The 25196-nt window shown below is 64.2% G+C and carries 24 protein-coding genes (1 of these 24 running past the window's edge); 13 read left to right on the forward strand and 11 right to left on the reverse strand.

All coding sequences use genetic code 11. The features are described from left to right. Positions 1–458 precede the first annotated feature (458 nt). The 6 genes from ACVWZA_RS04190 to ACVWZA_RS04215 all read right to left on the reverse strand — a co-directional run bounded on the left by ACVWZA_RS04190 (position 459) and on the right by ACVWZA_RS04215 (position 7269). Complete coding sequence (locus ACVWZA_RS04190; protein ID WP_457309880.1) at positions 459–1784, reverse strand: amidohydrolase family protein; 1326 nt, start codon at positions 1782–1784, stop codon at positions 459–461. Beyond that, positions 1781–3175, reverse strand: a complete 1395-nt coding sequence (locus tag ACVWZA_RS04195; protein ID WP_457310065.1) for an amidohydrolase — start codon at positions 3173–3175, stop codon at positions 1781–1783. Before ACVWZA_RS04195 ends, ACVWZA_RS04190 begins: the two co-directional genes overlap by 4 nt. A gap of 147 nt (positions 3176–3322) precedes the next feature. Then, positions 3323–4030 (reverse strand): phosphocholine cytidylyltransferase family protein, encoded by a 708-nt coding sequence (locus tag ACVWZA_RS04200; RefSeq protein ID WP_457309881.1) that lies wholly within the window; start codon positions 4028–4030, stop codon positions 3323–3325. Then, positions 4027–5121 (reverse strand): inositol-3-phosphate synthase, encoded by a 1095-nt coding sequence (locus ACVWZA_RS04205; RefSeq protein ID WP_457309882.1) that lies wholly within the window; start codon positions 5119–5121, stop codon positions 4027–4029. The genes ACVWZA_RS04200 and ACVWZA_RS04205 overlap by 4 nt, the downstream gene beginning before the upstream one ends. A 67-nt stretch (positions 5122–5188) precedes the next feature. Beyond that, positions 5189–6028, reverse strand: a complete 840-nt coding sequence (locus tag ACVWZA_RS04210) for a CDP-alcohol phosphatidyltransferase family protein (RefSeq protein ID WP_457309883.1) — start codon at positions 6026–6028, stop codon at positions 5189–5191. A gap of 89 nt (positions 6029–6117) precedes the next feature. After that, positions 6118–7269: an acyl-CoA dehydrogenase family protein gene (locus tag ACVWZA_RS04215; protein WP_457309884.1), complete on the reverse strand. Its 1152-nt coding sequence runs from the start codon at positions 7267–7269 to the stop codon at positions 6118–6120. Positions 7270–7390: 121 nt separating this feature from the next. Between ACVWZA_RS04215 and ACVWZA_RS04220 the strand changes: the two genes are divergently transcribed. From ACVWZA_RS04220 to ACVWZA_RS04240, 5 genes are all read left to right on the forward strand, one after another. Then, the gene (locus tag ACVWZA_RS04220; RefSeq protein WP_457309885.1) at positions 7391–8410 is read left to right on the forward strand and encodes a fumarylacetoacetate hydrolase family protein; all 1020 of its coding nucleotides are present in this window, start codon (positions 7391–7393) and stop codon (positions 8408–8410) included. Positions 8411–8532: 122 nt separating this feature from the next. Then, complete coding sequence (locus ACVWZA_RS04225; protein ID WP_457309886.1) at positions 8533–9420, forward strand: DMT family transporter; 888 nt, start codon at positions 8533–8535, stop codon at positions 9418–9420. Further along, entirely contained in the window at positions 9417–9899 is a 483-nt protein-coding gene (locus ACVWZA_RS04230) for an N-acetyltransferase family protein (RefSeq protein ID WP_457309887.1), read from the forward strand. Before ACVWZA_RS04225 ends, ACVWZA_RS04230 begins: the two co-directional genes overlap by 4 nt. Next, the gene (locus tag ACVWZA_RS04235) at positions 9899–10219 is read left to right on the forward strand and encodes a DMT family transporter (protein WP_457309888.1); all 321 of its coding nucleotides are present in this window, start codon (positions 9899–9901) and stop codon (positions 10217–10219) included. The genes ACVWZA_RS04230 and ACVWZA_RS04235 overlap by 1 nt, the downstream gene beginning before the upstream one ends. Before the next feature lie 67 nt (positions 10220–10286). Further along, the gene (locus ACVWZA_RS04240) at positions 10287–10697 is read left to right on the forward strand and encodes a TfoX/Sxy family protein (RefSeq protein ID WP_457309889.1); all 411 of its coding nucleotides are present in this window, start codon (positions 10287–10289) and stop codon (positions 10695–10697) included. A 600-nt stretch (positions 10698–11297) separates the two neighbouring features. Here the strand turns inward: ACVWZA_RS04240 and ppa are convergent. From ppa to ACVWZA_RS04255, 3 genes are all read right to left on the reverse strand, one after another. After that, positions 11298–11837 (reverse strand): inorganic diphosphatase, encoded by a 540-nt coding sequence (gene ppa, locus ACVWZA_RS04245; RefSeq protein ID WP_457309890.1) that lies wholly within the window; start codon positions 11835–11837, stop codon positions 11298–11300. Between the two features lie 107 nt (positions 11838–11944). Continuing rightward, positions 11945–13861 carry a M61 family metallopeptidase gene (locus tag ACVWZA_RS04250; RefSeq protein WP_457309891.1) on the reverse strand — a complete coding sequence of 639 codons (1917 nt, stop codon included), beginning with the start codon at positions 13859–13861 and terminating at the stop codon, positions 11945–11947. Positions 13862–13986: 125 nt separating this feature from the next. After that, positions 13987–14628, reverse strand: a complete 642-nt coding sequence (locus ACVWZA_RS04255) for a DUF1345 domain-containing protein (RefSeq protein WP_457309892.1) — start codon at positions 14626–14628, stop codon at positions 13987–13989. 49 nt (positions 14629–14677) lie between these two features. Here ACVWZA_RS04255 and hisS point away from each other — a divergent pair, with 49 nt between their 5' ends. The 7 genes from hisS (at position 14678) to ACVWZA_RS04290 (ending at position 24018) form a co-directional block, all read left to right on the forward strand. Beyond that, complete coding sequence (gene hisS / locus ACVWZA_RS04260) at positions 14678–15934, forward strand: histidine--tRNA ligase (RefSeq protein ID WP_457309893.1); 1257 nt, start codon at positions 14678–14680, stop codon at positions 15932–15934. Beyond that, positions 15931–17007 carry a peptide chain release factor 1 gene (gene prfA / locus ACVWZA_RS04265; protein WP_457309894.1) on the forward strand — a complete coding sequence of 359 codons (1077 nt, stop codon included), beginning with the start codon at positions 15931–15933 and terminating at the stop codon, positions 17005–17007. Before hisS ends, prfA begins: the two co-directional genes overlap by 4 nt. A gap of 111 nt (positions 17008–17118) precedes the next feature. Beyond that, positions 17119–17934, forward strand: a complete 816-nt coding sequence (gene prmC, locus ACVWZA_RS04270; RefSeq protein ID WP_457309895.1) for a peptide chain release factor N(5)-glutamine methyltransferase — start codon at positions 17119–17121, stop codon at positions 17932–17934. 257 nt (positions 17935–18191) lie between these two features. Then, entirely contained in the window at positions 18192–19271 is a 1080-nt protein-coding gene (locus ACVWZA_RS04275) for a DUF4167 domain-containing protein (RefSeq protein ID WP_457309896.1), read from the forward strand. A gap of 136 nt (positions 19272–19407) precedes the next feature. Further along, a complete protein-coding gene (locus ACVWZA_RS04280) occupies positions 19408–20814 on the forward strand; it encodes a DUF4139 domain-containing protein (protein ID WP_457309897.1) in 1407 nt (468 codons plus the stop codon). A 52-nt stretch (positions 20815–20866) separates the two neighbouring features. Further along, on the forward strand, positions 20867–22411 hold the full coding sequence (locus ACVWZA_RS04285) for a DUF4139 domain-containing protein (RefSeq protein WP_457309898.1): 1545 nt from the start codon (positions 20867–20869) through the stop codon (positions 22409–22411). A 2-nt stretch (positions 22412–22413) separates the two neighbouring features. Further along, complete coding sequence (locus ACVWZA_RS04290) at positions 22414–24018, forward strand: DUF4139 domain-containing protein (protein ID WP_457309899.1); 1605 nt, start codon at positions 22414–22416, stop codon at positions 24016–24018. A 4-nt stretch (positions 24019–24022) separates the two neighbouring features. Here ACVWZA_RS04290 and ACVWZA_RS04295 read toward each other — a convergent pair whose 3' ends face one another. Then, on the reverse strand, positions 24023–24298 hold the full coding sequence (locus tag ACVWZA_RS04295) for a hypothetical protein (RefSeq protein WP_457309900.1): 276 nt from the start codon (positions 24296–24298) through the stop codon (positions 24023–24025). Positions 24299–24384: 86 nt separating this feature from the next. On the opposite strand from ACVWZA_RS04295, the gene ACVWZA_RS04300 reads away from it, so the two are divergent. After that, entirely contained in the window at positions 24385–24813 is a 429-nt protein-coding gene (locus ACVWZA_RS04300; RefSeq protein ID WP_457309901.1) for a CBS domain-containing protein, read from the forward strand. Here the strand turns inward: ACVWZA_RS04300 and ACVWZA_RS04305 are convergent. After that, positions 24810–25196, reverse strand: partial view of a lipopolysaccharide biosynthesis protein gene (locus ACVWZA_RS04305; RefSeq protein ID WP_457309902.1) — the 3' portion only. The gene runs 1104 nt beyond the window's last position; 387 of the gene's 1491 nt are visible here — the last part of the coding sequence; its start codon lies off the right edge, out of view; its stop codon occupies positions 24810–24812. The genes ACVWZA_RS04300 and ACVWZA_RS04305 overlap by 4 nt on opposite strands.

A 25196-nucleotide genomic window follows, 5' to 3' on the forward strand; every position in this document is an offset into this window, starting at 1 on the left:
TATTTTCATAAGCTGGGAAACTCGCCGGTATTGGAGATATGTCACAATAGGGAAACCATATCCCGCCCGACCGTCCATCCGCACCTTCCGGTCCCACCCAGCGGCACTAACTTCGAGCGGACGATTCACATTGTTCTCGGCCACTGTCATGCCTGCTTTCGGAGTGTGCGCTTCTTACGTCGCGGGCGAACGCCCTTCGCTGGATTGGTTGAATTGCGCAGGCCGTCATCAGGCACGCCCGGGATTTGAGCAGATCATGACCCCCCTCGCGCCACTTCCCGATTTCCCGCAAGCCACCGGTAAAATTCCCGTTACGCCGCACCGAAATTCCCGCAGGATTTCCCGTAGATTCCCGCAGAATACTCAAAAAAAGCATTTTCCCGCAGCCATTCCCGCAGATGCGGGAATTTGACGTCGTGGCGGTCGGCAAAACACCGTCCTGCCGAGCGTCGGCACCCTCAGCGCTGATACGCCTTGGGCAACGCGCCTTCTTGTGGCTGCAGATAGCGGTCGCGCAGCATGCCCTGGCGCGTTTCGAGCGGTTGCTTGACCCCGTCGATCCAGACGCTGAGCGCGGCGGTATCGAGCTCGAGCGGATCGCCGCTCCAGATCACCACATCGCCGCGCCGTCCGGGACGCAGCGAGCCGATCTCGCCGCCGAGACCGATCGCTTCGGCCGGAATCGAGCTGATCGCGGCGAACGCGCTGTTCCAGTCGAGACCGGTCGCGCCGGGCAATCTGGTCAGCGCGACAAGATTGCCGGCATATTGCTTTTCGAGCCGCGCCTGGCGCGCCTCATTGTCGTTGATCATGCCGATGCCGACCTGGACGCCCGCCGCCTTCATCCGGCCGATATTCGACTGAGTCGATCCAAGCTGCTCGAATGATGCGGGGAGGTCGGTTAGCGCGCTGGCGATCACCGGCACGTGCGCTGCGGCGATTTGCGGCGCCACGATCCAGCCTTCGGCTACCCCGACGAACACCAGCTTCAGCGCGGGCATTTCCCTTTTGAGGTCGAGCAACACCAATATGTCGGAGGCGCGCTCGACATGGATCAGCAGCGGCATGCGCCCGGTGACCACCGCGCCTAGCGCTTCGGCATCGGCGCGCGTCAGCAACGCATCCTTGCCGAGGTCGGCATAACCCGCCGGGTTGCGCGCATAATCACGCGCCTGAGTCAGCGCGTTGCGGAACTGCGCGATCGCCGCCGGGCGGCTGCCGCCTGCGGCGCGCGCGCCGGATTCGCCATATTCCATGAACTGGAATGCGCGCGGACGCGTCACCGCATTGCGGTCGGCGCCAAGGTCGATCACCGCGCCCATGCCGGCGAACACCGAACCATTATTGTCGGGCGCGACGATCGCGCGCGTCACGCCCTCGGCGCGATTGAGCGGGATCGAACTGGTGCGCGGATTGACCGCCAGCGAGATGTCGAGCGCGGCGTGGAACGGGCTGCTCGATGCGCCCGAATCATTGGTCTGCGGTACGCCATCGACTTCGATGATGCCCATCCGGGTGAAGCCCGCGACGATGCCTGGCGTGACCCAGCGGCCACCGGCATCGATCGTGTCGATCCCCGCCGGTGCCGCAATACTGGCGCCGGCCGCAACGACCTTGCCGTCGCGCACCACCACCGTGCCGTGCTCGATCGGAGCGCTGCCGTCGCCGATCACCAGCTTGGCATTGACGATCACGACCGACTGGGCGGCTGCGGCCATGGTGGTCGCAGCCAGGCCGGCGGCGGCCAGCAGTGACGCGGCGGTGCAGAGCAGCAGGCGCTTCACTTCACATCTCCAGCACCAGGTTGGCCGAGCTCGAAATCGGACACCGGTCTCAGTTTCGGATTGTTCGCATCGTAGAGCAGCGCGCCGTCGATCCACACCTTGTCGGGCCGCGAATAAACGCTGAACGGATTGCCGTTCCACAGCACGACATCGGCCATCTTGCCCGCTTTCAGGCTGCCGGTTCTGTCGGCGATGCCCAGCGCCCTGGCCGGGTTGATGGTCAGCCATTCCCACGCCACCGCGTCGGAGATGTCGATCCCCGCGCGACGCCCGGCGGCGAGCGCCTTGGCGACTTCCTGGTTCAGCCGCTGGATGCCGTTCTCGTCATCGCTATGGATCATCGCGCACGCGCCGGCCTTTTGCAGCAGCGCGAGATTCTCGCTGATCGCGTCATAGCTTTCCATCTTGAAGCCCCACCAGTCGGCCCAGACCGCGGCGCAGGTTCCGTTGGCCTTTAACAGGTCGCCGATCTTGTAAGCCTCGACCGCGTGGTGGAAGGCACTGACATGATAGCCGAATTCCTTGGCCATATCCATAACGATGGCCATTTCGTCGGCGCGATAACAATGATTCTGCACCAGGATTTCGCCGTCGAGCACGCCGCGCAGCGTGTCCATCGCGATGTCGCGCGTGGGCGCGTCGCCGCCCTCCTTCTCGTACTTGTCCCATTTGCGCTTATACTCGACCGCCTTCGCCCAGGTCTGGCGATCGACCGCGATATTACCCATCCGGGTCGATGGCTGGCGGCCCTTGCTGCCATAGACGCGCTTGGGATTCTCGCCGCACGCCATCTTCAGGCCATAGGGCGCGCCGGGGAATTTCATCCCCTGCATGGTGCGCGCATAGACATTCTTGAGCACGACCGACCGGCCGCCCATCAGATTGGCCGATCCGGGCAGGATCTGCAGCGTGGTGACGCCGCCATTGGTCAGCGCGCGGCTGAACCCCGGGTCCTGCGGCCAGACGCTATGCTCTGCCCAGACATCGGCGGTGATCGGGCCGGTCGCTTCGTTGCCGTCGGAATTGGCTTCGACCCCGGGCGAGGGGTAATCGCCAAGATGGCTATGGATATCGATGATGCCGGGTGTGACGACCTTGCCGGTGCCGTCGATCACCGTCGCGCCTTCGGGTACGGTGAAGTCGGACGCGCCCAGCGCGACGATCTTGCCATCGGCGAACAATACCGATCCGTCGGTGAAGGTCCCGCCCTCGCCATCGAAGATGGTGACATTGGTGATCACCGTCGGCGTGCCGGGATAGGCTTTGTAGGTCGAAGGATAGGGGTCGCGGCTGTAGCTTTTGCCCGGCGCGGAATCGCTCGCGCTCCTCGGCTTGTCGGCATTGGCGTCGGTCGCGCAGGCCGAGAGCATGGCGGCCATCGCACAGGCCATCATCGCGGCGCGCAATTCTTGTGCCGCCCGAAACCCGTTCGCCATGACGCCCCCTGTTATTGGATCCGGTGTTGTCCCGGGAAGCGCCTGAAATCCGTTAGTGAGAGCCCCATGTCAACCGCTGCGTCCGACCGTACGCCTCCGAAATCAGCCGCCCGACAGCCATTGCTCGGCGGCGGCCAGCGCCTTGGGATCGTCGACGTCGATCCAGTCGATATCGCTGCAATCGACTACGCCAGCGGCGCGACGTGCGGCGAGCAGGCGGACCGCGTCGGTGATCGACGGTTCGGCCAGCGTTTCGAGCGCGGCGAAGAAGGGTGCCGCGACCGCGAACACGCCGGTGTCGTAGCAATCATGCGGCGCCATACCTTTGCCGATCGCGACGATCCGGTCGCCTTCGGTCGCGACGAAGGTCACGTCATCGGGATCGACCCAGGGGTGCCCGAGCCGGCGATCGATGCCGAGGTTGAGCCCGTCACCCGCGCCCGTATTGGCCATGCGTGCATAGAGCTTTGGGTCGACGAGATGGTCGCACATCGCCAGCACCGTTGCGTCGCCCGCCAGCAACGGCGCGGCGGCAAGCGCGGACACGCCATTGGGCTGACGCCAGTCGGCGGTCAGCGCGGTCTCGACCGTCACCGGCCAGTCGCGCGACGCAAGATGCGCGTCGATCGCGTCGGCACGGTAGCCGGTCGTGACGATGACGCGGGCGATCCCCGCTGATGCCATGCGTTCGATCGCATGGTCGATCAGCGGTTTACCGCCAACGACGCACAGTGGTTTGGAATCGGCGGCCGATCGCAGGCGGGTGCCGGCACCCGCCGCGAGTAGTACCGCCGTGGTCAGTCGACTCACGCAGCGGCGGCGATGAAGTCTTCAACCGCAAGCTGGGCCAGATCGTCGGTCATCTGGATCGGAGGATGCTTGCAGAAATACGCCGATGCCGGATGGATCGGACCGCCCAGGCCACGGTCGCTGGCAAGCTTCGCGCAGCGAATCATGTCGATCGCGACACCGGCGGAATTGGGGCTGTCCTCGACCGACAGGCGCAGTTCCAGGTTCATTGGTACGCCGCCGAACATCTGGCCTTCCATGCGCAGGAAGCAGACCTTGTTGTCGTTCTGCCACGCGACATAATCGCTCGGGCCGATATGCACATTGTCGTCGGTCAGGCGCTCGGCCGCGACAGATTGTACCGCTTCGGTCTTGGAAATCTTCTTCGATTCCAGACGGCGATGGTTCGACATGTTGAGGAAGTCGGTATTGCCGCCGGTGTTGAGCTGATAGGTGCGGTCGAGCTTCACGCCGCGCTTGGCGAACAGGTCGGTCAGCACGCGGTGGACGATCGTCGCGCCGAGCTGCGCCTTGATGTCATCGCCGACGATCGGCACGCCGGCATCTTCGAAGCGCTTCGCCCACACGGCGTCGCTGGCGATGAAGACGGGGATGTTGTTGACGAATGCGACACCCGCTTCGAGCGCGCATTCGGCGTAGAATTCGGTCGCCTTCTGGCTGCCGACCGGCAGATAATTCATCAGCACATCGGCCTTGCTCTCGCGCAGCGCTGCAATGACCTCTTCCTTGGTCGGCTGGGGCAGGTCGGCGACGATGAAGGTACGGTCATCGGCATAATCGGACATATGGTCGGCCACGCCGTCCAGCACATTCCCCATCTTAACCTTAACGCCGCTTTGCGGCACGTCGGCGCAGAATATCGTGGTGCAGTTCGGCTTGGCGAAGATCGCATCGGCCACGTCGACGCCGACCTTGCGCGTATCGACATCCCATGCCGCGACCACCTTGATGTCGCTCGGCTTGTAGCCGCCCAGGTCCCAATGCATCAGGCCGACATGATCATTCGATCCCTTGTGATAGAATGCCAGGCCCTGGACCAGCGAACTGGCGCAGTTGCCGATGCCGATCACTGCGACATTGATGGTTTTCATGGTTGAGGTAGCCCCTTCGATATTCAAATAATGGCGTAGCGGATGGCGACCATATAGGTGCCGATGGTCATGTATTCACGGGTGTCGCGCCGCCCAGATGCACCAGGCCAGCTTCGACGCGCCGATGCCAGATCAGCGTGACAATGATCAAGAGGGTGAGCGGCACGATCTCGAACCACCAGAACAGGCGGGGATTGCCCACCAGACAGGCGACGAAGATCGCCAGCACGCGCATGTTGGCGCTTTCCAGCGCCATCAACTTCATCACAGGTGCCGCGCGCAGGCCGTAATCGGCGCAAAAGCGGGCTGGGTCGCGATTCGACCGAAGTGCCTGGTCGAATGGATCAGCGAGCCGGTCGACGACATGCGAGATCGCGTCATAACCACGTTCGAGCAGGCCTCCGGTCCGCGCCGGTGGCGATTCGCCCGAATCACCGCGCACGCGGCGATGGAAGCGTGAGCGCTCCGCTTCGTACAGGCTCGACTGGATGATGTGCGCGCCACCCGCAGTGAACGCCAGCGCCCAACCTTCGCCGGTGCCGATCGAGGTCGCGATCACGATATAAATGAGGATAAAGACGCCATGGTCGCAGATGCCGTCGAGCAGGCGGCCAAAGGGGCTGGCGGTCTGAGTCGCGCGCGCGATCATGCCGTCCAGGCCATCGGCGATGAGCCAGCCGATCGACAGGATCAGACCAACCACCGCGGCGAGCGGCGTGTTCCAGTACCAATAGGCGGTGGCGGCGCCGACCCCTAGGGCAAGCCCCATTAACGATACCATATTGGCCGAGACGCGCCACGCAAGCGCCACCGGAAGGAGCCGCCGTGCGGTAGGGTGGATCAGCCAGAGATTGGTTGGATCTTCTATCCGCCTGTCTCGGGTGCCGTCAGGCGCTGGGGGTGTCATCGGATCGTCGTCATGCCGATAAGGCGGTGTTTTTGCAAGAGACCACGCGACGAACGGTGACGTAAGCACCGCGTCACCGCCGTAAAAAGCTAAAGACTACGCCCGATCAGCTCCTTCATGATCTCGTTGGTTCCGCCATAAATCCGGCTGACGCGCGCCGCGCGCCACATCCGCGCGATCGGATATTCGTTCATATAACCGGCGCCACCATGGAGCTGCAGGCACTTGTCCATTACCTCCCATTGCAGCTCGGTGTGCCATAATTTGGCCGCCGCGCCCTCGACCGGGGTCAACTCGCCGGCGAGATGGCGCTTGATCGCCCAGTCGAGATGCGCCCAGCCGACCTGCAGCTTGGACTTCAGGTCGGCGAGCACGAAGCGGGTGTTCTGGAAATCGAACACCATGCCGGCAAAAGCCTTGCGGCTCTTGGTGAATTCGACCGTTTCGTCGAACGCCTTTTGCGCCGACGCCTGGGTGCCCACCGCGATCGACAGCCGCTCCTGCGGCAATTGGCTCATCAGGTAAATGAAGCCCTTGCCTTCCTCGCCCAGGCAATTGGTCATCGGCACGCGGACATCCTCGAAGAACAGTTCGGAGGTGTCGGCGGCGTCCTGGCCGATCTTGTCGAGCTTGCGCCCGCGCTTGAACCCATCTCGGTCGCTTTCGATCAACAGGATCGACATGCCCTTATAGGCGGGCTTGGCATCGGGGTCGGTCTTGGCGACGACCAGGATCAGGTCGGCATTCTGGCCATTGGTGATATAGGTCTTGGATCCGTTGACGACATAATGATTGCCGTCCTTCTTCGCCGAGGTGCGGATCGCCTGCAGGTCGGATCCGGTGCCCGGCTCGGTCATCGCGATCGCGGTGATCGTCTCGCCCGAAACGAGTCGCGGCAGCCACAGCTTCTTCTGCTCTTCCGACCCGTACTGGACGATATAGTCGCACACGATGTCGGATTGCAGCGAGAAGCCGGCGGGCACGCCCTGATAGCTCATCTCCTCGTCAACAATCGCGTTGTAACCGAAGTCGAGGCCCAGCCCGCCATATGCCTCCGGCACGGTCGGGCACAGCATCCCGATCTCGCCCGCCTTGCGCCAGAATTCCTTGGGGACGAGACGCTTTTCCTCCCATTCGCCGACATTGGGGACGCCTTCCTTCTGCAGGAAGCTGCGCACCGTCTGGCGGAACGCTTCATGGTCTTCATTATAGGCGAAGCGGCCGGGGATGGCGTCGAGCATCGATCAGTCCTCTCTTGAAACCTTTTGCATGGTTTGAGCGGCGTTGACGTTTGGGTCAAGCGGGTAGCGCTCGACAGCGCGTATCAGGGGGGTATGCTGAGGCAAAACATTAGGAGACCTCATGAAACTGGCCAGCCTCAAGCACGCCGATCCGAAACAGGGGCGTGACGGAAAACTCGTCATCGTCTCGAACGATCTCGCCTGGTACGCCGATGCCAATCACATCGCGCCGACTCTCCAGGCCGCGCTCGACGACTGGGACCGGCTTTTGCCCGCCCTGCAAAATCTCGCGACCGATCTCGAACATGAAATGATCCCGATGCGGCGTTTCCACGAAAACGACGCCGCGTCGCCGCTGCCGCGGGCTTATCAATGGGCCGATGGCTCAGCCTATGTGAACCATGTCGCTTTGGTGCGTCAGGCGCGTGGGGCGGAAATGCCCGAGAGTTTCTGGCATGATCCGCTGATGTATCAGGGCGGCTCGGACGGTTTTCTCGGGCCGCGCGACCCGATCCCGCTCGCCGATGAGGCCTGGGGCTGTGACCTGGAGGCCGAAGTGGTGGTGGTGACCGGCGACGTGCCGCTTGGTGCGACCCGCGAACAGGCATTGGATGCGGTGCGGCTGGTCGGCCTGACCAACGATGTCAGCTTGCGCAACCTGATCCCGGGCGAACTGGCCAAAGGCTTCGGCTTTTTCCAGTCCAAGCCGGCCAGCGCCTTTTCGCCGGTGTTCGTCACCCCCGATGCGCTCGGCGACTGGTGGAAGGATGGCAAGCTCCACCGCAAGCTGATGGTCGACCTCAACGGCAAGCCGTTCGGCCGGGCCGAGGCGGGCGAAGATATGACCTTCGATTTCGGCACGCTGATCGCGCACGCCGCCAAATCGCGCGCGCTCGGCGCGGGCACAATCATCGGCTCGGGCACGGTGTCGAATCGCGACGCCGACGGCGGTCCGGGCAAGCCGATCGCCGATGGCGGCGTGGGCTATTCCTGCCTTGCGGAAGTGCGCACGGTCGAGACGATCAACGGCGGCAAAGCGGTCACCCCGTTCCTGACCAAGGGCGACACCGTGCGCATCTGGGCGGAAGACGACAAACACCACCCGATCTTCGGGGTGATCGAGCAGGTGGTCGGCGGCTAAGCCATGTCTCCTCACGGGGCGAAGCGGCCAGACGACGGCGGGCGCTATGGTGTGAGTCGCCAAATACTGCTCGGACATTCGTTGTGGTGACGTGACGATCGCGCGCGGCTATCGCGCTCGATATGAAGCCAAGCACGACCGCCTTCGCCATCGCGACATTGGGCATCGCGCTGTTCTCGTGCATGGACGCGTTGATGAAGGGGCTGACGCTTGCGATCGGCGCCTATAACACCTTGTTGTGGCGCAACCTGGCGGGGGTCGCGATCAGCGGTGCGCTGTTCCTGGCGACGCGAACCGCATGGCCAGCAAAGGCGGTGATGCGCGTCCACCTGATTCGCGGCGGCGTGTCGGCGGTCATGGCGGTAACCTTTTTCTGGGGCCTGGCGCGGGTGCCGATGGCGCAGGCGGTGGCGCTTGCCTTCATCGCGCCGCTGATCGCCCTGTTTCTCGCCGCTGTCCTGCTCAAGGAGCATGTCGGGCGGACCGCGATCGTCGCGTCGCTGCTGGCGATCGCGGGGGTCGGCATCATCTTCGTCGGGCAAGCGCGCGCCGAACTGGGGCGCGACGCGCTGCTCGGCACCGCGTCGATCCTGATCTCGGCGGTATGCTATGCGTATAATATCATCCTGATGCGGCAGCAGGCGCAGCTTGCCGGGCCGATCGAGATTGCTTTTTTCCAGAGCGCGATCGTCGCGGTTATACTCGCGTTGGCGGCGCCCTGGCTGGCGGTGGTGCCGGACCTTGTCCATGCGCCGGCGATGGTTGGCGCGGCATTGCTCGCGGTCGGTTCGTTGTTGCTGCTCAGCTGGGCCTATGCGCGTGGCGAGGCGAGTTATCTTGCGCCGACCGAATATACTTCGTTCCTGTGGGCAGCGCTGCTCGGCTGGCTGGTGTTCGGCGAGACCGTCTCGCTCTTCACACTGGCCGGTGCCACGCTGATCATCATCGGGTGCGTGATCGCGGCGCGCCGCCATCCCGTTCCCATATCCAATGTGGAGGCCGCCATATGAGCATCAATGTCCGTTCCGCCGTTCCCGCCGATATCGGCACGATCCTGCGCTTCGTGCGCGAACTCGCCGAATTCGAGCGCGAGCCCGACGCAGTCACCGCGACCGAGCCGCACCTGCGCGACGCACTGTTCGGTGCGCATCCGGCGGCCGAAGCGGTGATCGCCGAGCAGGGTGGCGTAGCCGTCGGCATGGCGGTGTTCTTCCACAATTTCTCGACCTGGACCGGGGTCCGGGGAATCTGGCTCGAGGATCTTTATGTCACGCCAGCGGCGCGTGGGTCGGGCGCGGGCAAGGCGCTGCTGGTCCATCTTGCCGGCCTGGCGGTCGATCGCGGCTGCGCGCGCTTCGAATGGGCGGTGCTCGACTGGAATGTCCGCGCGATCGATTTCTACCGCGCGATGGGGGCCGAGGGGATGGACGAATGGACCACACAGCGTGTGTCGGGCACGGCGCTGGCTGGGCTTGCCGGACGCAGCTGATGGCTTGGATCCTGCTGATCATCGGTGGCTGTTTCGAGATCGGCTTCACTACCTGCCTGCGCTATGTCGATGGCTTCCGCAACATGCCCTGGACATTTGGCTTCCTCGCCTCTGTGACCCTGTCCATGGCGTTGCTCGAAATGGCGTCGCGGTCGATTCCCATGGGTACGGCCTATGCGGTATGGGGCGGGATCGGCGCGCTCGGCACGGTTCTGGTCGGCATCGCCTGGTTTGGCGAACCGGCGAGCCTGCCACGCCTCTTGCTGATCCTCGGCGTGGTGTTGTGCATTGCGGGCCTTAAGCTCACCTCGGGACACTGAGGGATTTCGCGCCGGCCAGCGTTCCCACGGGGGAGGGGGCGAGACGAGACTAGGAAAGGATGCACCGATGGCACTGGACACCGGATTGGTCGATTGGGTCACCGAGGCGATGGCACCGGTCGGGGCGGTGACGATGCGCCGCATGATGGGTGGCGCGACCCTCTATGTCGACGGAACGATCTTTGCCATCGCGAGCCGCGATGCGCTGTGGTTCAAGGCCGATGCGGAGAGCAATCCGACATGGGACGCGGCGGGCTGCCCACGCTTCACCGTAGATATGGGCGGACAGCCTAAATCGATGAACTATCGTCGCGCGCCCGACGACGTGTACGACGATGCCGATGCGCTCAGGGAATGGGCGGCGCTGGGCTTGGCCGCCGGGATGCGCGCGCCGCCGAAGAAGGCGGGGGCGAAAAAACCGAAGGCACGAAAGACGCGATCAAAGCCGTCGCCAGCAGCGCGAACCAGGCAAGAGTGAAGCCGGTCATCATTATCGTGTTCGGGAACCAGGTCAGGCCGTAAAGCGCGAACAAGCCGCCACTGACTATGATCAGCCCAGCCGCCCCGCCGATCCATTTGCGATTGGCGACCAGCGCCGCGCCGCTGCCCGCCGTGCCGATCGCGAGCAGCGCGAACTTCACATGCACAGTCCACCAGAGCAAATCGATCAGCGTCTGGTTGCCCGGCAGGTCGCGCAGGATAAGGTAGAGGATCACGCCCTCGATCTCGTCGCTTGCGCCGGCGATGGCGAGCGTCGCCACGACCACCATCAGCCACAATCCCCGCGTTTGTGTCGCCCAGGCGCCGAGAATCAGGAAGGTCGTATAAGCTGGAATGAAGCCGAATTCGTCGAGCAGCAGGCCGGTCTTCTGCGCCGCGATCAGAGTGGAACGGCACAGTTCGCTGCCGAACAGCGCCGCGACATCGGCAGCGGTATGCACGAATTCGAACGCGATGATCGGGCCGCGACCCCCGGTCGGACCGCACGCGACCAGACCGGGGATTTGACCGAACAGCCAGGAGCAGAAGAACGCGACGACACCGGCCGCCGCGCAGAACCGCCAGGCGGCCCGGTCGCTCACGCTTTCTTGGCTGCCTTTTCCGCCTCGATCGCTTCCATCACGATCTGCCTGGCTTCCTCGGCGTCACCCCAATTGCCGATCCGCACCCATTTCTGGGGCTCCAGATCCTTGTAGTGGGTGAAGAAATGCTCGATCTGGGCGAGTACGATCGAGGGCAGGTCGCCGCGTTCGCCGACATCGGTGTAATAGGGGAAGGTCGTATCGACCGGCACGGTGATGAGCTTTTCATCGCCGCCCGCTTCGTCCTCCAGCTTGAGCACGCCGATCGGGCGTACCCGCACCACGCTGCCCGGAATGAAAGGTGATCGCGCGATAACCAGCGCGTCGAGCGCGTCGCCATCGGGCGACAGGGTGTGCGGAATGAAGCCGTAATTCGCCGGATAACGCATCGGCGTGTGCAGGATTCGGTCGACGAACAATGCGCCGCTTGCCTTGTCGAATTCATACTTCACCGGTTCGCCCCCGACCGGCACCTCAATGATGACGTTGAGGCTGTTCGGCGGATCGTCGCCGACCGGGATCATATCGATACGCATTATGGGTCCTTCACTTCGTTCAGGGCGCGACGTCGGCCCGCCCGCGCTCCCGGCCATCCGCAGGGATGGTCAGAAGAAAAAGCGAGCCGGCGCCGCACATTCCCGCGTCAGCGGGGCGACAAAAGCCGATCCAGGCCACCCTCTCCGGTGCCGATCTTTTCCAGGCGCGGATAACGTGGCCCGCCATGATAGTCGATGGAAACCGTGTCGAGCCGCTCGCCATTCTTGACCAGCAGCCGGATCGGATCCTTCGACGTCTTCGCCGCGACGATCGCCGCCTTCAGGATCGTGTCGCTATAGGCGAGGTCGTTGACCGCGATCACCTTGGTGCCGATGTCGAGACCCGATTTGTACGCCGGGCTGTTCCACCCGACCGAGATGACCTCCGCGTCCTTGTCGATGACCAGACCGAGCGAATAGGTGACGTCGACGCGCTTGCCGGTGGTTTCGGCATTCTTGAACGCCGGCGTCGGTTCGTCAGCATAGATCAGCCGGTAACCGTTCGCGACGAACCCGCCGAGCGGCGCGGGCTGGCCAGTCTCGTTAATCCGCGTGCTGAGAAAGCCGCCCCAGTCATAAGGTTGTATCGCGTTCAGGGTCGAAACCACGTCGTCGAAAGTATAGGTTACCTGACCCCAGTCGCCGTCGTTGATGCCGAAGAAGGCATTCGCGAAATCGTCGATCGACTTCGTCCCGCCCGATTGTTTGCGCAGGATCGAATCGACCTCCATCCAGATCAGCAGGCCTTCATTGTAATAATCCTCGGAGCGCTGATAGCTGGTCCAGCCCTTGGGCTTGCGCTGCGACATGACCGGATCGTTGGTCGTGTCGATCATCGGCCGCCAGTCGCGTGCCGGGCGATTGTCGAGACTGGCGAGGATCGACGCGTACATGTCGAGCGTATCCTGTTTCGATACCATGCCCGAACGCGCCTGCAGCACATAACCCCAGAACTGCGTCTGGCCTTCATAGACCCACAGCAAGCTGCCGCGCATCGGCGTGCGGAAATCGGGAGTCCACAGATCGGCGCCGCGGCGGAACTTGCCGTCCCAGCTATGGGTGAATTCATGCGGCAACAGGTTGCGTGATCCCGGACCGTCCTTCCATTTGGTGAAATAGCCGGGCTTTACGCCATTCTCGGACGAACGATGATGCTCGAGCCCGATCCCGCCCAGTTCGTCGGTGATCGAAAGCAGGAATTCGTAATTGTCGTAATGTTGCGCGCCGAAATTCTTCACCGCTTGCTCGACCAGCTTCTTATGGGCGTCGATCTGTTCGGGCGTGGCGACCAGTTCGTCGGGCGTGTCGGCGACCACGTTGAGATTGACGCGCGGCGACAATTCCCAGCGCTTGAAATAGCGTCCGGCGAGCGCCGGCGAATCGACCAGCACCTCGTAATTGGTCTTCTCATAGATATAGGTCGATCCGACCGGCTTGGACGGCAGCGCGGACGCGGCAGTCCAGCCGTCGGGATATCGGACCGTCGCCTTGATCGGGATCTGACGTGTGAAATAGCCTGCCGGATAGAGGCTCATCGAATTGAACTGCAGGCTGAGCATGCGCGGCGTCGCCACGATGCGGCCCTGGTCGGCCTTGGTCGCCGACAGGAACTTCAGGTCGATGTCGATGCTCTTCGCGCCCTTCGGCACGTCGATATGGAAAGCGAACACATCGACCGGATCGCGCTTCCACGGCACCGGCTTGCCATTGGCGCTGATCTTCAGACCCGCAAGCTTCTCGATCTCGCCGCGCGGGCTGTGCGCGCCGGGCAGCCATTTGGGATAGAGCAGGACCATCGGTCCGGCTTCGCGCACTGGAATCGTCTCTTTGACCGCGAAGATGCCGCGCTTGGTGTCGGTCGCGTCGACCTCGATCGTGATCGTGCCAGGATAAGCGATGTCGCGCGCCGCCGGGATCGTGTCGACATAGGGTATTGGTTGCGGTTTCGAATTCTCGGCGAGCGCGGGCGCCCCGGGCAGCGCAGTGTATGCAAGCAGCGTAGCGGCAAACAACGAACGGATCATAGGGGACTGGCCTTTCGGCAAAGGGGGGAGGATGTGCGTGGCTTAAGCCTGCAACACAGCTGCCGTCCAGTCCCGGGCGGCTCAAGCGCTGTTTGGGCCTGGCGTGTGATCGGGGACGGCTTCGCTCAGCCGCCCAACACATTGATCGTGAAGGCAAGCACGCCAATGTTGAACACGAATGCGGCGAGGCAGTGCCCGATCGTCACGCGACGGATGCCCGACGAGCTTATCTCGACGTCCGAAGTCTGAAAGGTCATGCCGAGCGTGAAGCTGAAATAGACGAAATCCCAGTAATCGGGCTCTTTGGTCGCGGGAATATCGACTCCGCCGCTGTCCTTGCCCTTGCCGTCATCGACATAGAAGAGATGTGCGTAGTGCAGCGCATAGACGGTATTGGAGAACAGCCAGGCGAGGACCAGCGTGACGACGATCATCGCGGTCGCGAAGCTGCTGCCCTTGCCGCCCATCATCTCGCTGGCGACCGAGACGAGGATCACGGTCGTGACCGTGGCGGTGATCGCGAGCAGCAAAGCGCGGTTGGCGTCGTTATCCTTGGCATGCTGGCGCATATCGGCCGCCTTGCTTTGCAGCAGCGGTGCGACCAGTGCGAGGAACACCGCGGCAGCGGTGTCGAACGCCGCCATCGCGCCCAGGCCCTTGCCGAGCAGCGGGATGAAGGCGGCCAGCCCGACGACGAACAGAGTTGCGAAGGCAAGGAAGCGTGGTGGTGCGATCTTGTTGCCGAGTCCAATGTTCTTCGTCGTCATTGCGAAGGCCTAGCGCTTGTCCTTCCCCTCGCATAGAGAGCAGCCGCAAATGGCTCGTATCGAAACCCCCAAACGCATTCGCGGCACGCAGGACATCTTCGGCGAGGAGCAGCGTCGTTTCGCGCATATCGTCGACACGTTCGAGCGGGTGCGGCGACTTTATTGTTTCCAGCGCGTCGAGGTGCCGATCTTCGAATCGACCGCGGTGTTCGCGCGTTCGCTCGGCGAGACGACGGATGTCGTGTCGAAGGAGATGTACAGTTTCGAGGATCGCGGCGGCGATTCGCTGACGCTGCGGCCAGAATTCACCGCCGGTATCGCGCGCGCTTATCTGACCGAGGGCTGGCAGCAATATGCGCCGCTGAAGCTGGTCACGCATGGCCCGGTGTTTCGCTACGAGCGCCCGCAAAAGGGCCGTTACCGCCAGTTTCACCAGATCGATGCCGAGATCATCGGCGCGCCCGAAGCAGCGGCGGATATCGAGCTGCTGGTCCTGGCCGACCAGTTGTTGCGCGAACTGAAGATCAGCGACGGCGTGACCTTGCAACTCAACACGCTTGGCGATGCAGAGACGCGCGATGCGTGGCGCGCCGCGCTGGTTACCCATTTTGAGCAGCACGAAGGCGATCTGTCGCAGGACAGCAAGGACCGGCTAACGCGTAATCCGCTACGCATTCTCGACAGCAAGGATCCGAAGGACCGACCGATCGCCGACGCCGCGCCCGATATCGACGCTTATTTGACGTCCGAGGCCGGCGCGTTCTTCGAGAGTGTGGCCAAGGGTCTCGACGCGGCCGGTGTCGCCTGGACACGCAATTCGCGGCTTGTGCGGGGACTCGATTATTACCGGCATACTGCGTTCGAGTTCGTCACCGACCGGTTGGGCGCGCAGGGGACGGTGCTGGCCGGCGGTCGTTATGACGGGCTGATCGGCTCGCTTGGCGGGCCGGAAACTCCTGGGATTGGCTGGGCAGCCGGGATCGAGCGACTGGCGATGTTGATCGATGCGCCGTTGCCGGACGATGGGGCCGTCGCTGTCGTGGTCGAAGATGATCGGGTTCAACGGGCAGGGTTCGCTGCCGTCGCCGCATTGCGACGAGCCGGGCACGCCGCCGAATTGTTCGCCACCGGGTCGGCGCGAAAGCGTTTCGACAAAGCAATCAAGACCTCGCCTCGTGAGATCGTGTCGGTGAGTTATCTGGACGGCGAGGCGCGAGTGGCTTCGAAAGCGCAAGCCGGTCAGCCTTCGATCGTTAGCGACACATTGGCGCGGGTCGATTGGTCTGAGGATTCGATCAGGCCGTGACCGCAATCTCCGCAGCACGGATCGCGCAGATCGAGGCGCGGCGCGATGAGTTGCAGGCGCTGATGGCGACCGGCGACTTGCCCAGTGATCGCTTCGTCGCGGTGTCCAAGGAATATGCCGAGCTCGAACCCGTCGCGCGGGCGGCGGGCGAAGTGCGGCGGCTGCGCGCCGAGCTCAACGTGCTTGCCACGATGGAGAGCGACGCCGACCCCGAAATCAAGCAGATGGCGCGCGAGGAAATCGACGCGATCCGCGAGACATTGCCTGCCGCCGAGCGGGCGCTGGCGCTGTCGCTGCTGCCGCGCGATGCCGCCGATGAGCGCGCCGCAATGCTCGAGATTCGCGCCGGTACGGGTGGCGACGAGGCGGCGTTGTTCGCGGGCGACCTGTTCCGCATGTATCAGCGTTATGCCGAGAGCCAGGGCTGGCGGGTCGAACTAATCTCCGCGTCCAGCTCGGAAGCGGGCGGTTTCAAGGAAGCGGTCGCCTCGGTCGAGGGTAAGGGCGTGTTCGCGCGGCTGAAGTTCGAAAGCGGCGTGCACCGCGTGCAGCGCGTCCCCGCAACCGAGGCGGGCGGGCGTATCCATACCTCGGCGGCGACCGTCGCGGTGCTGCCCGAGGCGGAGGAGGTCGACGTCAAGATCGACGACAAGGATCTGCGTATCGACGTGTACCGGTCGTCCGGACCGGGCGGGCAATCGGTCAACACCACCGACAGCGCGGTGCGCATCGTGCATATCCCGACCGGGTTGGTCGTGATCCAGCAAGACGAGAAGTCGCAGCACAAGAACAAGGCCAAGGCATTGAAGGTCCTGCGCACCCGGCTTTACGAGGCCGAGCGCGAGCGGCTGCACAATGAACGCGCCGGCGCGCGGAAGTCGATGGTTGGATCGGGAGACCGGTCGGAGCGCATCCGCACCTATAATTTCCCGCAAGGGCGAGTGACCGACCACCGCATCAACCTGACGCTCCACCGCCTGCCCGAGATACTCGAGGGCGATATGAATGAGCTGGTGAGTGCGCTGATCGCCGAGGACGAGGCCGAACGGCTGGCGACCTTGGATGCGGCCTGACCCTTTCCGCAGGCGCATCCAGCTTCCGTTCGTTTCGAGCGAAGTCGAGAAACAGGCAACAAGCGCTGCGCAAGGTTTCTCGACTTCGCTCGAAACGAACGGAGCGGGGAGATGAGTATTCGTCTCGCGCTGAACGACGCTTCCGCCGTACTGACGTTCTCCGCAACCCCGCGTCTCGATGCCGAACTGTTGATGGCGCACGCGCTCGGCATCACGCGCGAGCGGTTGCTGCTCAACCATCTCGATGACGAAGCTCCGGCGAACTTCGCGTCGCTCGTCACCCGCCGGACGGCACATGAACCGATTGCCTATATCACCGGCACGCGTGCTTTCTGGACGATCGACCTGGTGGTCGGTCCCGGTGCGCTGGTGCCGCGTGCCGATAGCGAGACTTTGATCGAGGCGGCGGTCGAACATTTCCGCGATGGCGTTGGTCCGCGGCGCATTCTCGATCTCGGCACCGGTCCCGGCACCTTGCTGCTGGCTGCGCTCGACCAATGGCGTGAGGCGCATGGGCTGGGTGTGGACGCGTCGGAGCGGGCGCTGGGTTATGCCCGGGCAAATGCGCAAGCGCTGGGCGTAGCGGATCGTGCGATATTCCGCGCTGGCAACTGGGCCGAAGGCTTGTCTGGGGAATTCGACCTGATCCTCACCAACCCGCCTTATATCGCAACCGACGAGGCGCTGCCTGCCGAGGTGCGCGAGCATGAACCGGCCGGCGCATTGTTTGCCGGGCCGGACGGGCTAGAGGATTATCGGGTCATCGCGCCGCAGCTCCGGGCCTTGCTTGCGCCCGGCGGCGCCGCGATCCTGGAGATCGGCATGAGCCAGGCCGGAGCGGTCACCACCTTGCTTGAAGCGCAGGGCTTTGCCGTCACGCAGCGCCGCGACCTCGCCGAGCACCCGCGTGCGCTGGTCGCGACTTGAACCGGTCACGATAGAGACACATATTTCCGCTTGGAGATTGGCGCGCCAGCCGCTATTGAACGGGGAGGGGCACGCGCTTTCACCATAACTGGTTGAAAACGGGCTGTTGCCCGCCTCCTTCGTCATCGCACCGCTGCAGTCCGGCGGTCGGGACAGGCTCGTTTCGCCGAAGGTCGGCGAGCACGGGCCAAGGAGCATTGCATCCACATTGTTGCGGAGCACGACCAGGTTGGTTTCGAAGGACAGGACAACAGCACTTGATTAACAATAATCGTCAGGCCGGCCGCCGTCGCGGTCGTGGCGGGCAGCAACAGCGCCCGCAGGGTAATTCGGGCCGCCCGGATAACGGCAACCGTATCGACAACCGGGCGCGCGGCAACGCGAGCCAGCTGCTTGAGAAATACAAGACGCTGGCGCGCGACGCGCAGATGCAGGGCGACCGCGTCAACACCGAATATTATCTGCAGTTCGCGGACCATTATTTCCGCGTGCTCGCCGAAACGCGTTCGCGCTTCGAGGACAACCGCCGCCAGAATGGTGGCGCGGCGTTCGACGAGGACGAGCAGGAATACGACGATGACGGCGAGCCCGTCGCCCGCGTCGAGCAGCGTCCGCCGGAACGCCAGAACCAGGGCTATGCCCAGAGCGGCGGCAGCAATGGCAACCAGAACGGCAATGGTCAGTATGACGACGACCGCCGTCCGGCGCGCAGCAATGCGAACGGCAACAACGGAGATAGCGACCGCGGTGATCGCCCCGATCGTTATGTCCGTGACGATCGTGGCGACAATAACGACCGCCAGGATCGTCAGAATGGCGACCGTCAAAACGGCGATCGCCCGCAGCGTCAGGCCAATGACCGGTACGAACGGAACGACCGCCCGAACAATGATCGTCCCAACAATGATCGTCCCAACAATGATCGTCAGGGCAACGACCGTCAGGGCAATGACCGCAGCGGCAACGAGCGCGTAAATCGTCCGAGCTATGCACAGGACGACGAAGGCGCTGCGCCGGTTCGCCGCGAAGAGCGTATGCCGCGCCTGGAGCGCGCTCCACGGCCAGAACGCGCGCCTCGCCAGGACACCGCGCCACGTCAGGAAGAAACGGTCCAGCACGAAGCGGCGCCACAGCAGGAAGAGCCCAAGCGTCGCGGGCGTCCGCGCCGTGAGGTGCCGGCCGAGAGTCGGGCCGATGCGCCCGTGTTCGAGGCAGACCGCCTGCCGCCGTCGCTGGGTATCTCGGCGATCGTGCCCGACGCCGAGCCGGTGGCCGAGAAAAAGCCTCGCGCGCGTCGTGTGCGACCGGCAGTGGACGAATCGACCGCCGCCGAATGATCGGCTGACCGATCGAACCGGCAAAAGGCCGGCCCGGTATCCGCCGGGCCGGTCTTTTACGTTTCAGGCCACAGACTTGCCGTTGACCTGTCACGTTTGCCGGCTAGCATGGCCGCAATAGACTAGGGGGAGAGTGATGATGCGCTACTGGATCGCCACGGCGGCGATGATGATACCCCTGATGGCGCAGGCGCAAGCCTCCGGCCCGCAAGTCGCGGCCAACCCGCTGGCCGCCAATGCCCAGGGCGACGTCGCGGTTACCATCTATCAGAACGGCCAGTCGCTGGTGCAGGATGTCCGGCAGCTTGATCTCGACGCCGGCCGCACGCGGCAGGATTTCCCCGATGTCTCGGCGCAGATCCGTTCCGAGACGGTGACGCTTGGCGGGCCCGGCATTGGTATCGTCGAACAGAATTTCGATTACGACCTGCTCTCGCCTGACAAATTGATGGAGAAGGCGGTCGGCTCGGTCGTGACGATCGTGCGCACCAACCCGGCGACCGGTTTGGAGACACGCGAACAGGCGCGCGTGCTCGCGGCCAATGGCGGCATCGTGCTGCAGATCGGCAACCGGATCGAAGTGCTGCGCGACGATGGCCTGCCGGTCCGCGTGATCTTCGACAAGGTGCCCGAGAATCTCCGCGCGCGCCCGACCCTGTCGGTGACGCTGCAGGTTGCCAAGGCGGGCCGGGTGCCGGCCACGCTCACCTATCTGACGCCCGGCCTCGGCTGGACCAGCGATTACGTTATGCTGTTCGACGAAGTGAAGGGCGCGATCGACGTGCAGGGCTGGGTCACGCTGACCAACAGCACCGGCACGACCTATCGTAACGCCGATGTGCTGCTCGTCGCGGGCAACCCCAATCGCGGCAATGGCGGTTTCTCGCAGCTTGGCGATGCGACGCTCGAGGTGGCGGGCACCGAGACCGGCCCGCGCGAGAAGCTCGGCGACTATTATCTCTATCCGCTGGGCGAGCGCACGACGATCGCCAATGCGCAGCAGAAGCAGGTCAGCTTCCTCGACGTGAAGGGCGTCGCCGCGCGGAAGACCTATGAATGGACCAATGGCTGGCTCGAGACTCAGTCCGATCCGCGCAGCGCCGCGACGGTGCTCAAATTCTCCACCTCGCGCACTGGCGGCCTTGGCGATCAGCTGCCGGCGGGCACGATCCGCGTCTATATGCGCGACAAGCGTGGCGACCCGCAGTTCATCGGCGAAAGCCGCGTCGCGGCGGCGCCGATGGGGTCGCAAATGTCGATCCGCACCGGCGAGGCGTTCGACGTCAAGGGTGCGGCAGTACTGGTAGAGCGCAGGCGCCTGTCCTCGTCACGCTGGCGCACCTCGATGCGCTATGATTTCTCCAACGCGCGGCCCGATGCGGTGACGATCGATCTGGCGCAGAACGGCCTGTGGGGTGATGTCCGCCTGATCGAACAGAGCATCACTGGCGAGCGTGTCTCGGCCGATCGGATGGAATGGAAGGTGCCGGTTCCGGGCAATGGCAAGGCGTCGGTGACAGTGGTTTTCGACACGCGCTATTGATCCGATACGTCGCATCGCTGTCCTTTACGCGCTCCTTTTAACTGCGACGCCGGTGGCGGCGCAGACGCTCCTCGCTGGGCAGACAATCGTCGATTCGGAAAAGATCGACGCGATTTCAGTGACTTTGTACCGCGAGCCCGAGCGGGGCGAGCGGGCGATCGGCGCGGGATGGCCGGGCGGCTATGCGCTGATCACCGAGACTCGCACGATCAGCCTGCCGGCCGGCCGGCTGGTCATTCGTTTCGCTGGTGTCGCGGAAGGAATGCTGCCGGAAAGCGCGATCGTCAGCGGGGTGCCCAAAGGGGTGAACGAGAAGAATCGCGATGCGCGATTGCTGTCGCCGGCGGGTCTGGTCGATGCCTATCTGAAGCGCCGCGTCACCATCCGCCGGACCAGCCGCGCGACCGGCAAGACGGTAACCGAGGACGCGGTAATCCAGTCGGGGCCGCGTGGCGGCGTGGTGATCACCACCGCTGCGGGTGCCGAGGCGCTGTCCTGTTCGGGTGTGCCCGAATCACTATCCTATCCCGGCCTACCCGCTGACCTTGCCGCCAAGCCCACATTGTCGGTGACCACCGACAATGCCGTGGCGACGACGGCGACGGTGCAGCTTTCCTATCTGGCGCAGGGGTTCGACTGGTCCGCCAATTATGTCGCGCGGGTCGGCGATGATGGAAAGACGCTCGACCTGTTCGCCTGGCTAACCGTCGCCAATGGCGGCAGCCAGGGCTTCGCCGATGCCAATACCCAGGCGGTCGCGGGCGGCCTGCATCGCGAGGCGGCCGCCCGACTGCCGAAAGGGCCGGCACCCGAACTGCATCTTCAATGCTGGCCGATGGACATCACCAGCACGCATCCGAAATGGAGTATCGATCGGCCGCCGCCGCCTCGCATGGAGGAAGCGAGCGACAAGATCGTCGTCACCGGATTGCTTCGTGAACAGCGCGCGATGATGTTTGCCCCGCCGCCGCCTCCGCCGCCACCCGCGCCGCCCGCGCCGGTGATGATGGCGCAGCAGGAGGAGTTGGGCGATCTCAAACTCTACCTTATTCCCGAACCGGTCACCGTCGCCGCGCTGAGCCGCAAGCAGGTGGCGATGATCGATCGCAAGGGCGTGCACTTCGACCGCATCTACACCGGCGACTTCAGCAACTGGCGCTATCGCTCGGGCGAAACACCACCTATCCCTGCGGCGCTTGTCCTGCGCACCGAGAATCTCGATGCCAAAGGCCTTGGCCTGCCCTTGCCGGCGGGCCGGGTGGCGGTGTTCGAATCCGCCGCCGACGCGTCGATGCTGGTCGCGGAAAGCAGTCTGGCGGATCGCGCGGTCGGCGAAGAGGTCGAATTCGGCGCGGGCGCGAGCAACGATATCCGTTATGTCACGGTCGCCTTGCCCGTGACGAAGCGGCGCGCGCCCTTCACGGTGCGGGTGACCAATGCGCGATCGACGGCGGAGACATTCGAACTGGCGCTGCCGGCCAAGGTCGTTTCGGCCAGCGACACACTGATCCAGCGCAAAGGCCGCAAGGCCTGGCGGGTGGTCGTACCCGCCAACGGGACCGCGTCGCTCGACCTGTCATTCGACCGGCGCAGCTGAGCATGCGGCGGATCACCCCTTTGTTGATCCGCGCCGCGCTCGCGCCGGTACTTATCCAGCTGGTCGCCATCATGCCGGCAGCGGCGCAGACGATTGTGCAATCTGAGCGGATCGATGCGATCTCGGTCACGCTCTATCGCGACCCCGATCGCAACGAGGGAGCGGCCAACGGCAATTGGCCCGGCGGCTACGCGCTGATCACCGAGATCCGCACGATCACATTGCCCGCCGGCCGCTCGGCGATTCGCTTTGCCGGCGTGTCGGAAGGGATGATGCCCGAAACCGCGATCGTCACCGGCTTGCCGCGCCGCGTGAACGAAAAGAATCGCGACGCGCGGCTGCTCGGGCCGGCCACGCTGGTCGACGCTTATCTCAAGCGCCGCGTGACGATCCACCGCACCGACCGCGTCACCGGCAAGACGACGACGGGCGAAGCGTTGATCCAGGCCGGCCCGGGCGGCGGTGTCGTGCTGACCACCCGGGATGGGGTCGAGGCATTGGGCTGTTCGGGCTTGCCCGAGGGGCTGTCTTATCCCGGCGTGCCGGAGGATCTGGCGGCCAAGCCGACCTTGTCGATCGTCACCGAAACTGCGGCTGCGGCGACGGTGACGGTGCAGCTTTCCTATCTGGCGCAGGGGTTCGACTGGTCGGCGCATTACGCCGCGCGCGTCGCCGATGACGGGAATACGCTCGACCTGTTCGCCTGGCTGACGGTGATCAATGGCGGCAGCCAGGGGTTTGCCGCGGCGAATGCCAACGCGGTCGCCGGTGCGCCGAACAAGGAGGCGAACGCGCGCTTGCCCAAGGGGCCGGAGCCGGCGCTTCACCTGCGCTGCTGGCCGATGGACATCACCAGCACCCATCCGCGCTGGGGAATCGATCGGCCGCCTCTACCACCGCCGGAAGCGATGGCGATGTACGAATCGGCGGGTTCCGATATCGTCGTTACCGGCAGCCGCCGGCGCGGCTTCCTGGCTGATACGCCGGTCGCCGTCACCGTGATGACGGCCGAGCAGGAGGAACTGGGCGACCTCAAGCTCTACCGCATTCCCGAACCGGTCACGGTCGCGGCGATGAGCCGCAAGCAGGTGGCGATGATCGACCGTAAGAAAGTGCGTTTCGAGCGCGTCTATACCGGTAAATTCGAAGCGTTCGATTATGATGCCGATGCCGACGGCCCGGAGAGCGAAGCGGCGACGCGAATCCTGCGCACCGAGAATCTTGCGGCCAAGGGACTCGGCCTGCCATTGCCGGCGGGCGGCGTCGCAGTATTCGAACAGGCGAGCGGCGAATCGCTGCTGGTCGGCGAGAGCAAGCTGGCCGATCGTGCGATCGGTGAAGAGGTCGAGTTCGAGACCGGCGAGAGCAGCGACGTGCGTTATGAACTCATCGCGAAACGACCATCCGATCGGCGCAAACCTTACACGGTCAGGGTGACCAACGCGCGATCGACGCCGGAGACGTTCGAACTGGTCATTCCGTACAAGCTGGCCAAGACGAGCGCGAAGCTGATCGAGCGCAAGGGGCAAAAGGCGTGGCGCGCGATCGTGCCGGCCAATGGCGAGGCGACGCTGGATTTTGTGCTGAAGCTGGAGACCGGGGGCTGAAACCTCAGTCGATATCGTCGACCGACTCGTCGTGCCCGCTGCCCGAACTGAGAAACGCCAACCCCATCAGCGCGGCTGCGAGCATCACCGATCCGCCGACCCCGCCGATCGCCGCAAGGATCGCGATCCAGCCGAGCGGGCCGTAGAAATGCTTCAGTCCGACGATCGCGATCGCGATGACCAGCGCCGTCGCCAGCCCCATCCACGACAATATGCGGCGGAACCGCGCCCAGGCGAATGTGGCATAGTCGGGGCTATCGAGGCCGGACGGCTTGGTCATGCTTGCGCTTTGCCTCGCAAAGGTGGAATCCTCAACCACCTCGGAGACTCGGGACGGACGGGCGGCGGGCAAAGAGGAGACGGAACATGACGATCGCGGCGATCCTGGGCGGCAAGGGCCGCGACGTGGTATCGATGACGGCGGATCAAAGCGTGCGCGAGGCGGTTGCCTTGCTGGCGCAGCGACGCATCGGCGCGGTGCCGGTGATGGATGGCACGACCGTTGTGGGCATCTTTTCGGAGCGCGACGTGATCCATGGGCTCGACGCACAAGGCGCTGCCGCGCTCGATGCGAAGATTGGCGATGTGATGACGTCGCCGGCGATCACCGTCGGGCCGTCGGAAGCGGTGATCGGCGCGCTGTCGCTGATGACACGGCGGCGCATCCGCCATTTGCCGGTGATCGAGAATGGCCTGATGATCGGCGTGGTGTCGATCGGCGATCTGGTAAAACATCGTATCGACCGGATCGAGGCCGATGCCGAGGCGATGCGGAGCTATATCCAGTCGGCCTAAGCAGAGGGCTCCGCGAGCGGCTGTTTGCGCACGATCGCGATCAGCTCGCGTACGACATTGCGCGCGAACAGCATCAGCCAGCCGCCATAGACGATCGCACCCGTGGCCACGAGAATCGCCAGGCGCGGTAGCGGAGCCATCGGCGGCAGCGCGGCGTCGACGAGGGGTACGACCAGGGCCATGCCGATCGCCGCAAATAAGGCGGGCGCGATCGCTGCGGCCAGGGCCGATACCGACGTCCCGATCACAGGCAACGTGCGCCACATGCTGATCGCGAGATAGATCGGATAGGCCGCGATCCATGCCCAGGCGAGGCCGGCCGCGCCCCAGCGTACGCCGATCATAAAGGCGATCGACAGCAGTACCGCGCCGACCGCACCGTT

The organism is Sphingomonas sp. UYAg733 (assembly GCF_054057355.1).